General features: G+C 60.4%; 14 protein-coding genes. 2 read left to right on the forward strand and 12 right to left on the reverse strand.

Going from position 1 to position 14,689, the window contains the following annotated elements; all coding sequences use genetic code 11:
* Positions 1-33: 33 nt before the first annotated feature.
* Positions 34-816 carry a gamma-glutamyl-gamma-aminobutyrate hydrolase family protein gene (locus tag WIN67_RS29375; RefSeq protein WP_102881215.1) on the reverse strand — a complete coding sequence of 261 codons (783 nt, stop codon included), beginning with the start codon at positions 814-816 and terminating at the stop codon, positions 34-36.
* 278 nt (positions 817-1,094) lie between these two features.
* Between WIN67_RS29375 and WIN67_RS29380 the strand changes: the two genes are divergently transcribed.
* Together WIN67_RS29380 and WIN67_RS29385 are read left to right on the forward strand one after the other, a co-directional pair.
* Positions 1,095-2,471 (forward strand): glutamine synthetase family protein, encoded by a 1,377-nt coding sequence (locus tag WIN67_RS29380; RefSeq protein ID WP_085581012.1) that lies wholly within the window; start codon positions 1,095-1,097, stop codon positions 2,469-2,471.
* 135 nt (positions 2,472-2,606) lie between these two features.
* Entirely contained in the window at positions 2,607-3,245 is a 639-nt protein-coding gene (locus WIN67_RS29385; RefSeq protein WP_102881216.1) for a TetR/AcrR family transcriptional regulator, read from the forward strand.
* Between the two features lie 4 nt (positions 3,246-3,249).
* On the opposite strand, the gene coaA is transcribed toward WIN67_RS29385, so the two are convergent.
* The 11 genes from coaA to argE all read right to left on the reverse strand — a co-directional run bounded on the left by coaA (position 3,250) and on the right by argE (position 14,653).
* A complete protein-coding gene (gene coaA, locus WIN67_RS29390; RefSeq protein ID WP_110652459.1) occupies positions 3,250-4,167 on the reverse strand; it encodes a type I pantothenate kinase in 918 nt (305 codons plus the stop codon).
* A 120-nt stretch (positions 4,168-4,287) separates the two neighbouring features.
* On the reverse strand, positions 4,288-4,503 hold the full coding sequence (locus WIN67_RS29395) for a TOBE domain-containing protein (protein WP_011064106.1): 216 nt from the start codon (positions 4,501-4,503) through the stop codon (positions 4,288-4,290).
* Between the two features lie 35 nt (positions 4,504-4,538).
* Positions 4,539-5,345: an aliphatic sulfonates ABC transporter ATP-binding protein gene (gene ssuB, locus WIN67_RS29400; RefSeq protein WP_102881218.1), complete on the reverse strand. Its 807-nt coding sequence runs from the start codon at positions 5,343-5,345 to the stop codon at positions 4,539-4,541.
* Positions 5,342-6,130, reverse strand: coding sequence for an aliphatic sulfonate ABC transporter permease SsuC (gene ssuC / locus WIN67_RS29405; protein ID WP_102862152.1), 789 nt, complete (start codon positions 6,128-6,130; stop codon positions 5,342-5,344). Before ssuC ends, ssuB begins: the two co-directional genes overlap by 4 nt.
* 9 nt (positions 6,131-6,139) lie before the next feature.
* Positions 6,140-7,288: an FMNH2-dependent alkanesulfonate monooxygenase gene (gene ssuD / locus WIN67_RS29410; RefSeq protein ID WP_339070389.1), complete on the reverse strand. Its 1,149-nt coding sequence runs from the start codon at positions 7,286-7,288 to the stop codon at positions 6,140-6,142.
* A gap of 24 nt (positions 7,289-7,312) precedes the next feature.
* Positions 7,313-8,278 carry a sulfonate ABC transporter substrate-binding protein gene (locus WIN67_RS29415; RefSeq protein WP_170001763.1) on the reverse strand — a complete coding sequence of 322 codons (966 nt, stop codon included), beginning with the start codon at positions 8,276-8,278 and terminating at the stop codon, positions 7,313-7,315.
* 90 nt (positions 8,279-8,368) lie between these two features.
* Complete coding sequence (gene ssuE, locus WIN67_RS29420) at positions 8,369-8,962, reverse strand: NADPH-dependent FMN reductase (RefSeq protein WP_339070390.1); 594 nt, start codon at positions 8,960-8,962, stop codon at positions 8,369-8,371.
* Positions 8,963-9,274: 312 nt separating this feature from the next.
* Positions 9,275-9,913 carry a peroxiredoxin gene (locus WIN67_RS29425; RefSeq protein WP_102862156.1) on the reverse strand — a complete coding sequence of 213 codons (639 nt, stop codon included), beginning with the start codon at positions 9,911-9,913 and terminating at the stop codon, positions 9,275-9,277.
* Positions 9,914-10,187: 274 nt separating this feature from the next.
* Complete coding sequence (locus WIN67_RS29430; RefSeq protein ID WP_102862157.1) at positions 10,188-11,561, reverse strand: OprD family porin; 1,374 nt, start codon at positions 11,559-11,561, stop codon at positions 10,188-10,190.
* Between the two features lie 499 nt (positions 11,562-12,060).
* Positions 12,061-13,359, reverse strand: a complete 1,299-nt coding sequence (gene argA, locus WIN67_RS29435) for an amino-acid N-acetyltransferase (RefSeq protein WP_102862158.1) — start codon at positions 13,357-13,359, stop codon at positions 12,061-12,063.
* Positions 13,360-13,495: 136 nt separating this feature from the next.
* Complete coding sequence (argE, locus tag WIN67_RS29440; protein WP_102881220.1) at positions 13,496-14,653, reverse strand: acetylornithine deacetylase; 1,158 nt, start codon at positions 14,651-14,653, stop codon at positions 13,496-13,498.
* Positions 14,654-14,689: the final 36 nt, after the last annotated feature.

The following is a 14,689-nucleotide window of genomic DNA, read 5'->3' on the forward strand; positions in this document are numbered from 1 at the left end:
CCTCTAGGCTGAGTTTCCTGACTCTCTATTAAGTCAGGCGTTGTGTGACGCTTCGGCGTCGCGTTGTTTTGCCCGTTTGCGGCAGGCATCACCAAAAGCCTGGAAGATGGCCAGATAGTGAGGATTGCAGCTTACCTGCCATTCGGGGTGCCATTGCACCCCCAAAGCAAATGCCTTGCCTCCCTCGACCGAGATGGCCTCCACCAGACCGTCAGGCGCCAGCGCCTCGACCCGCAGGCCCGGCGCCAGACGTTCAACGCCTTGAGCATGAATCGAGTTGACTTGAATCTTCTGCGGCAGGCCCAGATTTGCCAGGACCCCACCCGCCTGGACGTGCAGATCATGGGCAGGCGCGTACCAGGCATCCAGGGGCTGACCAGGCTCGTCATCATGGCGGTGGTCCATGAACGGCTGCACGTCATGCACGTTCTGATGAAGGCTGCCGCCCAGGGCTACATTCATTTCCTGGAATCCGCGACAGATGCCCAGCACCGGAACACCGGCTTCGACGGCGGCATTCAACAGCGGCAGAGTGGCCGCGTCCCGTGCAGAATCATGAGCAGTGTCCGGTGCGCTGGCAGGCCCCTGGTAATGGAAAGGTTCGATATTGGAGGGAGAACCGGTAAAGAGGATGCCGTCCAGACCGTCCAGAATATCGGACGGGGAAAGCAACTGCGCCATGGACGGAAGAATCACCGGCACGCCCTGGGCTGCGCTGGCTACTGCCTGTACATACTCGTCGCCACTGATGTGATAGGCATGCAGACCGATCTGCCTGGAGCAGGCGGTGATGCCGATTAACGGCAGGCGAGACATGAAACACCCCGGTATTATTGCTGTTATGGGTTTGATTCGAGCTTAGCCTTGTTCATTTTTTTACACAACACCCCCGTAAAAAATACAACACGGCCCGCTCAAGTCTGCGCTACCCGAGGCAGTCGAGTCCCAAAAAACGCCCTGTTTTGCCCCAAAAGAGCCTCGCCAGCCCTTTATTAGGGCGTAAAGAGCCTTACTTGACTTCGGCATGCCGTTCGGGTTGACTGAAACCAGAAAAGATCAATGATTGATATTTTTAACAACAAAGGTGTTGCATCATGTCGGTACCCCCGCGTGCCGTTCAGCTCAACGAAGCGAACGCGTTCCTTAAGGAACATCCTGAGGTTCTGTACGTTGACCTTCTGATTGCGGATATGAATGGTGTGGTGCGCGGCAAGCGCATCGAACGCACCAGCCTCCACAAGGTTTACGAGAAAGGCATCAACCTGCCGGCCTCCCTATTTGCCCTGGATATCAATGGCTCTACGGTGGAAAGCACCGGCCTGGGCCTGGACATCGGCGATGCTGACCGAATCTGCTATCCAATCCCCGATACCCTGTGCAACGAGCCCTGGCAGAAGCGTCCTACCGCGCAACTGCTGATGACCATGCACGAGCTTGAAGGCGATCCGTTCTTCGCCGATCCACGAGAAGTACTGCGCCAGGTCGTGGCCAAGTTCGACGAACTGGGACTGACCATCTGCGCCGCCTTCGAACTGGAGTTCTACCTGATCGACCAGGAGAACGTGAACGGCCGTCCACAACCGCCACGTTCGCCGATCTCCGGCAAACGCCCGCATTCCACCCAGGTCTACCTGATCGACGATCTCGACGAATACGTCGACTGCCTCCAGGACATTCTGGAAGGTGCCAAGGAACAAGGCATCCCGGCCGACGCCATCGTCAAGGAAAGTGCCCCGGCACAATTCGAAGTCAACCTGCACCACGTGGCCGACCCGATCAAGGCATGCGACTACGCGGTACTGCTCAAGCGCCTGATCAAGAACATCGCCTACGACCATGAGATGGATACCACCTTCATGGCCAAGCCTTACCCAGGCCAGGCGGGCAACGGTCTGCACGTCCACATTTCGGTTCTGGATAAAGATGGCAAGAACATCTTTGCCAGCGAGGATCCCGAGCAGAACGCCGCACTGCGTCACGCGATCGGCGGTGTGCTCGAGACCCTGCCGGCGCAGATGGCCTTCCTCTGCCCGAACGTCAACTCCTACCGTCGTTTCGGCGCACAGTTCTATGTGCCGAACTCGCCGAGCTGGGGCCTGGACAACCGTACCGTAGCCCTGCGGGTGCCGACCGGTTCGGCCGATGCCGTGCGCCTGGAACACCGGGTCGCTGGCGCCGACGCCAACCCGTACTTGTTGATGGCCTCGGTCCTGGCGGGCGTGCACCACGGCCTGACCAACAAGATCGAGCCACCGGCGCCGACCGAAGGCAACAGCTACGAGCAGAACGAGCAGAGCCTGCCGAACAACTTGCGCGATGCCCTGCGCGAGCTGGACGACAGTGAGGTAATGGCCAAGTACATCGATCCGAAGTACATCGATATCTTCGTGGCCTGCAAAGAGAGCGAGCTGGAAGAGTTCGAACACTCCATCTCCGACCTCGAGTACAACTGGTACCTGCACACCGTTTAAGCGGTTGTTGCAAAAAAACAACGCCGCGGAGCTGACAGCCCCGCGGCGTTTTTTTGTGCCACTGATCCATGGCCGGCGGATACAGGAATTCTGACGCTCTCGCGTACAATGCCCGCTGCCCAGTAGGAGACACCGATGACGCGCACCGCCCCTCTTCGCAAACCCCGTGCACGCAGCCAGGCCCGGATCGACTCGATACTCGACGCCGCCCGGACCCTGCTCGCCAGCGAGGGTGTGGCCAGCCTGTCGATCTACAGCGTGGCCGAACGGGCGCAGATTCCACCGTCCTCGGTCTATCACTTCTTCGCCAGTGTCCCGGCCCTGCTGGAAGCCCTGACCGCCGATGTCCACGCGGCGTTTCGCGCCTGCCTGCAAGCGCCCATCGACCACGACCGGCTCGACAACTGGCGGGACCTGTCACGCCTGGTCGAACAACGCATGCTCGACATCTACGGCGAGGATGCGGCGGCCCGCCAGTTGATCCTTGCCCAGCACGGTTTGACGGAAGTCACCCAGGCCGATCGCCAGCACGACATTGAGCTGGGTGACCTGATGCACAAGCTGTTCAATCACCACTTCGAGCTGCCGACCCTGCCCCAGGATGTAGATGTATTCGCCCTGGCCATGGAGCTGGGAGACCGGGTGTACGCCCGTTCGGTGCAGCAGCACGGGCAGATCACCCCGCGCATGGCGGAGGAAGGCATGCGGGTCTTCGATGCCTACCTGAGCCTTTACTTGCCGCCCTACCTGCCCAAGCGCCCAACGCCGCTCTGAGTGCTCACACCTGCCGCAGCAGCAACCTGTCGATGCTGTGATCCGCTGATTTGTGAATGATCAGGTTCGCCCGTTCCCGGGTCGGCAGGATGTTTTCGACGAGATTCTTCAGATTGACCCGGTCCCAGGTATCGGACGCCACCGACAAGGCATCAAGGTCCGAAAGCCCCTTGTACTTGTTGAAATAGGAATCTGCCGCCTGGAAAGCGGTGTTCTTCAAGTAGACAAAGCGCTCCAGGTACCAGGCTTTGATCGCCTCCTCGGACGCATCGACGTAAATGGAGAAGTCGATGAAATCCAGGGAGCTCAGGCCTTGCCCCTGCTCCCCCTGCAACACATTGAGGCCTTCGAGGATGATGATGTCCGGAGCCTCCACCGACTGCGCCTCATCGGCCAGGATGTCGTAGCGGACGTGGGAGTAGATGGGGATCTTCACCGGCTCGCCCTTCCTGCACACAGACTGCAGAAAATCCACGAACAACGGCTCATCGTAGGACTCGGGAAATCCCTTGCGGTGCAGGATATTTTTTTCCTGAAGGGTCGCCAGGGGGAAAAGAAAGGAGTCCGTAGTCACCAGATGCACATTGGGCTTGTCCGGCCAATAGGCCAGAAGGGCCGCCAGGACCCTGGCAAAACTGCTTTTGCCCACCGCGACACTGCCGGAAACACCTATGACATAAGGCGCCTTGAAACCTGCCTGGGGGGCCTTGAGTGACTGTACCTGGGCCGCATGCAAATGCAGCAGGCGCGACAGCGGGAGCAGGATCTGCCTCACCTCCTCGGGCGCCATGGGCTGGGTCGGACTGGTCAGCGTCTCCATCTCGGACGGTGACAGACTCATGGGTTCTGCGGCCCGCAGAGCTGACCAGCGATCGCGATCAAACTCCAGATACCCTACGTTTGGACCCTGCTCTGTTGTCATGTTTGTACTGTTCAGGCCTTGCCGAAAGCAGGGAAAGTATCAAATCTGACCGTTATTTACAGCGTCCATGAAAAAAGCCCCGAAGGACTCGCACCCTTCGGGGCTGTTGCACTGCATCGCTCACAACTTGGCGATCGACACCTCGGTGGATTTCACGAAGGCAATCACCTCGCTGCCGATGGACAGTTCCAGCTCCTTGACCGAGCGGGTGGTGATCACCGAAGTGACAATCCCGGAAGCCGTCTGCACATCGATTTCCGACAGCACATCACCTTCGACGATTTCCTTGATGGTGCCTTTGAACTGATTGCGTACGTTGATGGCTTTAATGGTCATGGTATTTCTCCTGGGGTCGAATATGAGTCGCTGTTTTAAAGAGCCCAGCGCAACTGCGTGGGTAAGGGTGAAACGGGTTCCGGCTCCGGCGGTGAGCCTGGCAGTGACAGCACGCGATTGAGGACTTCGGTTTCCAGGGCCGCCAGGCGATGGGAACCGCGCACCCGCGGGCGTGGCAGCTCGACGTGCAGGTCAAGGCCCACCTCGCCGTCCTCGATCAGGATCACCCGATCGGCAATTGCCACGGCTTCGCTGACATCGTGGGTCACCAGCAATACGGTGAAGCCATGTTGCTGCCACAAACGCTCGATCAACTGCTGCATCTCGATCCGGGTCAGGGCATCCAGTGCTCCCAGCGGCTCGTCCAGCAGCAACAGTCGCGGCTGGTGAATCAGGGCTCGCGCCAAGGCCACCCGCTGCTTCTGGCCACCTGACAGCGCCGCCGGCCATTCATGGGCGCGATCCGCCAGGCCTACCGCCTCAAGGGCTTCCAGGGCCTGGGGCCGCCAGTTGCCCTTGAGACCGAGCCCAACGTTGTCGATGACTTTCTTCCAGGGCAGCAAACGCGCCTCCTGGAACATCAGCCGGGTGTCTTCGATGGCTGCGCTCAAGGGCGCAGAACCGGCCAGCAACTCACCGCCCGAAGGCTGGTCGAGACCGGCCAGCAGGCGCAGCAAGGTGCTTTTGCCGCAACCGCTGCGGCCCACCACAGCCACGAACTGACCGGCAGGAATGTGCAGATCGATTTCCCGCAGCACCTGCCGCGCCCCAAAGGTCTTCTGCAATTTGCGCACGGCCAGGGGAATGCCCCGCAGCAGCCGTGGAGGTTGTTGAGCCGTCATTGGGCATCTCCCCTGGCCACTTGATAGGCCGGATGCCAGCGCAGCCAGACCCGTTCCAGGCCCCGAGCCGCAAGGTCTGCAAGCTTGCCGAGCAGCGCATACATGACGATGGCCAGCACCACCACATCGGTCTGCAGGAACTCCCTGGCGTTCATGGCCAGATAGCCGATGCCGGAGCTGGCGGAGATGGTTTCCGCGACGATCAGGGTCAGCCACATGAAGCCCAGGGCAAAACGCACGCCCACCAGGATCGAGGGCAAGGCTCCCGGCAGGATCACTTGGCGAAACAGCGCAAACCCCGACAAGCCGTAGCTACGGGCCATTTCCACCAGCGCCGGATCGACGTTGCGAATGCCGTGGTATGTGTTGAGGTAGATCGGGAACAGAGTGCCCAGCGCCACCAGGAAAATCTTCGCCGACTCGTCGATGCCGAACCACAGAATCACCAGGGGAATCAGCGCCAAGTGCGGTACGTTGCGGATCATCTGCACCGAGCTGTCCAGCAAGCGCTCACCCCATTTCGACAAGCCGGTGATGAAGCCCAGCACCAGGCCGATACCGCCACCGATGACAAAGCCCAGCCCCGCACGCCAGCCACTGATGGCCAGGTGGGTCCAGATATCACCGCTGCGGACCAGGCTGATCCCGGCTTCGATCACCGCGCTGGGAGCCGGCAGGATGCGGGTCGACAGCCAACCCGCCGACACCGACAGTTGCCACACCGCGAGCAGCAGCAACGGCAGTCCCCAGGGCGCCAGCCGATGCACAATGCGTTGTCCATTCATGGCCGTACCTCAGCTCTGGGACGCGACTTTGGGAAGGATGTCATTGGCGACCATCTCCCCGAACGGGCTGACGTAACCGGCGGCTTCGGGCAGCTTGGGCCGTTCGATATCCAGGTGCGGAAACAGCAACTCGGCCACTCGATAGGACTCTTCCAGGTGTGGATAACCGGAGAAGATGAAGGTATCGATGCCCAGGTCCGCATACTCTTTCATCCGCGCCGCCACGGTAGGGCCATCGCCCACCAGGGCGGTGCCAGCCCCGCCACGCACCAGGCCCACCCCGGCCCAGAGATTGGGGCTGACTTCCAGCTTGTCGCGACGCCCCCCATGCAGGGCCGCCATGCGCTGCTGGCCCACGGAATCGAAGCGCGCCAGGGAAGCCTGGGCCCGAGCGATAGTGTCGTCGTCCAGATGGGAAATCAGGCGCTCGGCAGCCTGCCAGGCCTCGGCATTGGTTTCCCGCACAATCACGTGCAGGCGGATGCCGAAGCGCACGGAGCGTCCGAGCCTGGCTGCCTTGTCCCGCACTTGCTGGATCTTCTCGGCCACGGCGGCCGGTGGCTCGCCCCAGGTCAGGACCATGTCCACCTGCTCGGCGGCCAGGTCCTGGGCGGCTTCCGAAGAGCCACCGAAATACAGCGGCGGGCGCGGTTGCTGCAACGGTGGATAGAGCAGCTTGGCGCCCTTCACGCTGATGTGCTGGCCGTCATAGTCCACGGTTTCGCCTTCCAGCACCCGGCGCCAGATGCGGGTGAACTCCACGGAGGCCTGGTAACGCTCTTCATGGTCGAGGAACAGGCCATCGCCGGCCAGTTCGTCCGGATCACCCCCGGTCACCAGGTTGAACAGCGCCCGGCCACCGGACAAGCGATCCAGGGTTGCCGCCTGACGCGCCGCCACCGTCGGGGAAATGATCCCGGGGCGCAGGGCGACCAGGAACTTCAGACGCTGGGTCACCGGAATCAGCGACGCCGCCACCAACCAGGAATCCTCGCAGGAGCGCCCGGTGGGGATCAGCACCCCGCCAAACCCCAGGCGGTCGGCGGCCTGGGCGATCTGCTGCAGGTAAGCATGATCCACGGCGCGAGCGCCTTCGGCGGTGCCAAGGTAATGGCCGTCGCCGTGGGTGGGCAGAAACCAGAAGATGTTGAGGCTCATGGAGTTGTCTCCTAAGGGGTCGATTTACGGCGCTTTGGCCACGGCGGCAGGGGGCGTCCAGATCACGTCTTTGACGCTCAGCGGCTTGGGAATCAGCTTGAGCTGATAGAAGCTGTCGGCGATTTTCTGCTGCGCGGTGATCACTTCCGGGGTCAGGAAGGCCGCACCGTAGCCCTGGCGTTTCACCGAGGTCAGGGTGATGTCGGTAGACAGGCCCAGCAACGGCGCCACTTGCTGGGTGACCTCCTGCGGGTTGGCCTTGGACCACTCGCCCACGGCCCGCACTTCTTCCACCAGGGTCTTGATCACCTCGGGGTGCTGCTGTGCGTAGGGCTTGGTCGCCAGGTAGAACTGGTGGTTGTCGACGATGCCACTGCCGTCACGCAGCGTGCGTGCCTGCAGTTGCTGCTCGGCTGCCGCCTGGTAGGGGTCCCAGATCACCCAGGCGTCGACGCTGCCACGCTCGAACGCCGCTCGGGCATCGGCCGGAGGCAAGAACACGGTCTGGATGTCGCTGTACTTGAGGCCGGCGTCTTCCAGGGCGCGGACCAGCAGGTAATGAACGTTGGAGCCCTTGTTCAGCACCACTTTCTTGCCCTTGAGGTCCTGCACCGACTTGATCGGCGAGTCCTTGGGCACCAGGATGGCTTCGCTATGGGGCGCCGGTGGTTCGTAGGCCACGTAGAGCAGGTCGGCACCGGCGGCCTGGGCGAACACCGGCGGGGTTTCGCCGGTCACGCCGAAGTCGATGGAACCGACGTTCAGCCCTTCCAGCAACTGCGGACCACCAGGAAACTCGGTCCACTTCACGTCCACGCCCTGCTGCGCCAGGCGCTTTTCCAGAGTGCCCTTGGCCTTGAGCAGCACCAGGGTGCCGTATTTCTGATAACCGATACGCAAGGTCTCGGCTTGAGCTTGAACAATGGCGCCGAAGGACACAGCCGCAGCAAACAGAGCGACCAGACCGCGACGCAAAATGACAGGGCGCATGGCGCTCTCCTTTTTGCTGTGGGGTTGTGGCTGCACCTGCTTGCCCGTTGGCGGGCGAGTAAGGCCAGTACTTCAAATCAGGGGTGTGGCTCAAATGCTCCAGCGAGCACTCAACAGGCGTTCATTCAATACATGCGGGTCCAGCGGTTTGGGGCGACGGGCCATGGCGCTGTGAAACTGCTCCAGAGCCTCTTTCAAACGCAGCTCCAGAGCCTCGGCCAGCTGCGGCTGCACACTGCCTTCGCCATAAGCGATCTGGCTGTCCTCGGCAAAGATGCCCTGGAGCATTTCCTGGGCCTTGAGTGCCGAGAGCACAGGCTTGAGGGCGTAATCCACCGCCAGCATGTGGGCGATGCTGCCGCCTGTGGCCATGGGCAGCACCACCTTGTGGCTCAGTGCGCGTTCCGGCAGCAAATCGAGCAGGGTTTTCAGCGCCCCGGAAAACGACGCCTTGTACACCGGTGTGGCGATCAGCAGGCCGTCGGCCTGTTCAATGTGTTGCAGCAGGTTGATGACCATGGCGCCGTCAAAGCGAGCGTGAAGCAGATCCTCGGCCGGGAAGTCCCGCACCTGGTAACTGACCACTTCCACACCTTGCTGCTGCAACCAGCGCTTGGCCAACTCCAGCAGCACCCCGGAACGGGAGCGTTGGCTGGGACTGCCACCGAGAGAGACCACCAGCATGCAGGGGATTCCTTGAACAAGATAAAGCGATTCGCGGGATGCGATCTCGCCGGACTGAACAGACCTTAACAGCCAATTTATATATCCATAAATCTTATTTATTCATTTGTTTATTCCTTAAATGAATATAAGGAGCGATGATTTCCAGGCAAAAAAATAGGCCGTCGAAACGGCCTTAAAACCCCTGCTTTGTGGTTCTGTTACCTCGGCGTTCTGCGTAGGAACGGGCTTGCCCGCGAAAGGGTCCGCAAGACTTGCACCGGCCTCACCACCGCCTTCGCTGGCAAGCCGGCTCCTACAGCGGTGAGTGGGTCAGCGATTGGGCTGCGGCGTCAGGCGCAGGTAAGGCTTCACTGCGCGATAACCTCTGGGAAAGCGGCGTTTGATCTCTTCCTCGTCCTTGAGCGAGGGCACTATCACCACCTCGTCACCGTCCTGCCAGTTGGCCGGAGTGGCCACTTTGTAGTTGTCGGTGAGTTGCAACGAGTCAATCACCCGGAGAATTTCGTGGAAGTTGCGCCCAGTGCTGGCGGGATAGGTGATGGTCAGGCGAATCTTCTTGTTCGGGTCGATGACGAACAGCGAACGTACGGTCAGCGTGTCGCTGGCATTGGGATGAATCAGGTCATAGAGGTCCGACACTTTGCGATCGGCGTCCGCCAGGATCGGAAAATTGACGATGGTGTGCTGGGTTTCGTTGATGTCTTCGATCCAGCGGTGATGGGAATCCACCGGGTCCACCGACAGGGCAATGGCTTTGACTCCGCGCTGAGCGAACTCGTCCTTGAGCTTGGCGGTGAAACCCAGCTCGGTGGTGCACACCGGCGTGAAGTCTGCGGGGTGGGAAAACAGCACGCCCCAGCTATCGCCCAGCCACTCGTGGAAACGAATCTTGCCGGCACTGGAATCCTGTTCGAAGTCGGGGGCGATGTCGCCCAGTCTGAGGCTCATGGGGTGCTGCTCCTGTGAGTGCGTGATGGAGCTACTCTGCCTGCACCGGAGTTTATTTAAAAAGAATAAATATCGATTTATTCATAACCAAATTGAATATTAAAGATCTCTTCACTGGACGCGCGCGCAGGCGAAGACCACCCTTCTCAACAAGGTTCGAGAAGGCCTTGAGTAGCTGTACAAAGAGGGGGATTCAGGAAGGGCTCACGGGGGTGGGCCTGACTTGAAGCAATACCTCGCCCGGCATTGCGCCGGGCGAGGCTTTATCGCGCTATTACAACAGCGGGATCGAGTAGCTGACGATCAGACGGTTTTCGTCCTGATCGCGCTGGCCCGGGATGTCGTTACGCCACATGGCGTTCTTCCAGGTCAGGCCGAGGTTTTTCAACGGACCTTCCGGAATCACGTAGGCAACGGTCAGGTCGCGTTCCCACTCGGAGCGGCCAGTGGCCGAAACTGTACGTTGAGGAGTGGTAGACCCCACCTTGCCGGATGTATCGATGTTGTCGCCACGCAGGTAAACCACACCTGCGGTCAGACCTGGCAGACCCACTTTGGCGAAATCGTAGGAGTAGCGAGCTTGCCAGGTGCGTTCGCCGGCACGGGCGAATTTCTGGATCTGCATGTCGGTGGTCAGGTAAGCCGACGAGCCGTCACCCTGGTTCAGCCAAGGGAAATCGCTGTCACCGTTGCTGACCTGATAGCCGCCGCCGAAGGTGTGGCCGGAAACCGAGTACAGGAACAAGCCACTGAGCAGACGGTTATCAACCTTGCCCTTGGTGATGCCAGTGCCGTAGTCACCGGTGGTGTAGTAAGCCGAGTCGTGGCCATTGGCACCGTCGTTACGGCTGTTGAAGTAGCGCAGGTCAGACTTCAATACGCCCGGGCCGATAGCCCAGTTGTGCAGCAGGCCCACGAAGTGCTGTTTGTAGAAGTCTTGCAGGTTGCCGTAGTAGTACTGAGCCGTCAGGTCTTTGGTGATTTTGTAGTCACCGCCACCGTAGATGAACTTGTTGCTATCACGGCCTGCTGCTGTGTGAGCATTGGCGCCAGCAATGGACAACTCTTCGTTGTTGCTGGAGTTACGACCTTTGGCGTGCTCGATCTGGCCACCGACCAGAGTCAAATCCTTGATCTCGTTGGTGGTGATCTGGCCGCCCTGGAAGGTTTGCGGCAGCATGCGACCATCGTTGGTCACGATAACCGGCAGTTTTGGCTGCAGGGTGCCCAGCTTCAGTTCGGTCTGCGAGACCTTGGCTTTGGCAGTCAGGCCCAGGCTGGAATAGTTATCAACGGCTTCGCCATTAGACTTGCTTGGGAAGACGGTGCCGCCATAGGAAGTGGAGGTCGCGCCGTTAGTACCGCCGCCCGAGTCCAGCTTGATGCCCAGCAAGCCGATTGCATCCAGACCGAAACCGACGGTGCCTTCGGTGTAACCGGAAGTGAAGTTGAGTTGGAAGCCTTGGCCCCACTCTTCCTGCTTACTCTGAGCGCCCGCAGCTTTGGCATCGCCATCGCGGTTATCGGTATTGATGTAGAAGTTGCGCAGCCCCAAGGTAGCCTTGCTGTCTTCGATGAAACCGGCGGCGCCTGCCTGCTGCGCCAAAACCCCTACGGCCACAGCCAGGGCCAAGGTGGACTTGTTCATGTTTCGCTCCTCTCGTTTCTAATTCTTGTGGTTCCTGGCCCCAGATCGAACGCCCGGGTGCCACAGATGCGCGATTAGCGCCAGACCGTGACCGACAAGTCAATCGTAACTATCTATGTCTACGACCATGGTCTAATCGCAGTGATTTGGTCCATGCAGGGTAATGAATTACTCATAAACCCAAAAAGAATTGTTTAGTCCTTTTTCATACTTTTCAGGAATAACGCTAGCCACTGTAAAGCCGAGAGTCCCGGCCTAGGCACTCGCAAGCTTATTTCTGAAAATTGTTCCCCGATTCAGCCCTTCGAGGTCCCCCCGCGCCAGAGGCGTAAAACGTCATGGAGGATCAAAAAAGCGACGCATCATGGCTAAGAGCCTATCCTCCCGTCAATTTGTTACAGTTTTTGTGTCGAAATGAAATTTTTCTGACATGTGCAGAAAACGACAACGCCTCGATCCTGGGGTCGAGGCGTTGTGTATTGCAGAACGAAAAATAGACTCAGAGGGCCTTTTCGAAGATCTTCGAATTGCGCTGGTAGTTGTACAGCGAGGCCCTGGCCGACGGCAGACGTTCGACGCTGCTGGGCACAAAACCCCGCTCGCGAAACCAGTGGGCGGTGCGGGTAGTGAGGACGAACAAGGTCTTCAGCCCTTGAGCCCGGGCCCGGGTTTCAATCCTTTCCAACAGTTCATCACCGCGCTTGCCATGACGATACTCCGGGTTCACCGCAAGGCAGGCCAGCTCGCCGGCGTCGGAGTCGGCAATCTGGTACAAGGCAGCGCAGGCAATGATCATGCCCTCGCGCTCGACCACGCTGAACTGTTCGATCTCACGCTCCAGCACCTCCCGGGAGCGCCGTACCAGGATGCCCTGTTCTTCCAGTGGGCTGATCAGATCCAACAAACCACCGACATCTTCAATCGCCGCCTCGCGCACCCGCTCGAATTGCTCCTGGGCCACCAGGGTGCCGCCGCCATCACGGGTAAAGAGTTCCGTCAGCAGGGCGCCATCTTCGGCATAACTGACGATGTGGCTACGTCCCACCCCCCCACGACAGGCCTCGGCAGCGGCATCCAGCAGTTCGGCCTGGTAATTGCTGCCCAGGCGCTGCAAGTGCGCCGGAACCTGTTGCGGGCGCAACTCGCGCACCAGCTTGCCGTTTTCATCCAGCAGCCCCGGGTCGGCACCGAACAGCAGCAGCTTGTCGGCCCCCAGATCGATGGCGGCGCGAGTGGCCACGTCCTCGCAAGCCAGGTTGAAGGTCTCGCCAGTGGGCGAATACCCCAAAGGCGACAGCAGCACGATGGAGCGCTCGTCCAGCAGGCGATTGATGCCCTTGCGATCGACCCGACGCACTTCACCGGTGTGGTGGTAGTCGACACCTTCCAGCACGCCGATCGGGCGGGCCGTCACCAGGTTGCCGCTGGCGACCCGCAACCGCGAGCCCTGCATGGGCGAGGAGGCCATGTCCATGGACAGACGCGCCTCGATGGCAATGCGCAACTGGCCCACGGCGTCGATCACGCACTCCAGGGTCGCCGCGTCGGTAATCCGCAGGCCGTGATGGTAATGGGGCGCCAGACCGCGAGCCGCCAGACGGGCTTCGATCTGTGGCCGTGAACCGTGCACCAGCACCAGGCGAACCCCCAGGCTGTGGAGCAGCACCAGGTCGTGGACGATATTGCCGAAGTTGGGGTGTTCAACGCCGTCGCCCGGGAGCATGACCACGAAGGTACAGTCACGGTGAGCGTTGATATAGGGAGACGCGTGGCGGAGCCAATTGACGTATTCGGGCATGAACCTGAGCCTGTAAATAAAAAGCAGCCTATAAAAGGACGAAACGGAAAACGCACAGCGGGCTGATGGTTATCGTCGGAACAGGCTTGGCAACACGCTTACTCTCCTCATGGGTACGGATCAGGACGCCGGTAATTTACTGAAATTGGGCCGGCGTCAGGCAGTAATGTTCAATCAACTCTCGTAGCAACTGCACAGTAGGCTGCAAGCGTGACATTTCGAGGTACTCCCCGGGCTGGTGGGCGCAGGCAATATCACCCGGGCCCAGCACCAGCGTCTCGCAGCCAAGGCGCTGAAGATAAGGCGCTTCAGTGCCAAACGCTACTGCTTCGGCACGATGCCCGGTAAGCCGCTCCGCCACCCGCACCAGCTCAGCGTCCTCGGGCTGCTCGAACGGCGGCACCGCAGGGAACAGCGGCGCATAGTCGATCTGCACTTCATGTCGCTCGGCAATGGGTTGAAGTTTCTGCCGGATCGCCTCGCGCAGCACTTGCGGGTCCATGCCCGGCAAGGGACGCAGGTCGAACTCCAGGGAGCACTGGCCGCAGATGCGGTTGGGGTTGTCGCCACCGTGGATGCAACCGAAGTTCAAGGTCGGTTGCGGCACGCTGAACTGTGGATTGCGGTACTCGCGCTGCCACAGCAGCCGCAACCCACGCAGCTCGCCGATGGCGTCGTGCATGGCCTCCAGAGCGCTACGCCCCAGGCGCGGGTCAGAGGAATGGCCGCTGCGCCCGAGGATATCGATGCGCTCCATCATCACCCCCTTGTGCAGGCGGATTGGCTTGAGGCCCGTGGGCTCGCCGATCACCGCCGCGCGCCCCAGGGGCCGCCCGGCTTCCGCCAGGGCCCGGGCACCGGCCATGGAGCTTTCTTCATCACAGGTCGCGAGGATCAGCAGCGGCTGCTTGAATGGCTGCTCCAGCAACGGTCGCACCGCTTCGATGATCAAGGCGAAAAAGCCCTTCATGTCACAACTGCCCAGACCGACCCAGCGGCCGTCGACCTCGGTCAACTTCAGCGGATCGGTCTGCCATAAAGCGGCATCGAACGGCACCGTATCACTGTGCCCAGCCAGTACCAGGCCACCGGGACCGCTGCCGAAGCTGGCCAGCAGATTGAACTTGCCGGGGCTGACCTGCTGGATATCGCAGGCAAAACCGAGGTCGCCAAGCCAACTGGCCAACAAGTCGATGACCGGACGGTTGGACTGATCCAGCGCCGCTTGAGTGCAACTCACCGACGGCGCGGCGATCAGTGCAGCGAACTGATCTTTCATGGACGGCAATGGCATGAACTGGCTCCGCAGATCCCAAGATAAGGACCATCA

Origin of the sequence: Pseudomonas idahonensis, from assembly GCF_037903935.1 — a bacterium.
GTDB lineage: Bacteria > Pseudomonadota > Gammaproteobacteria > Pseudomonadales > Pseudomonadaceae > Aquipseudomonas > Aquipseudomonas danubii.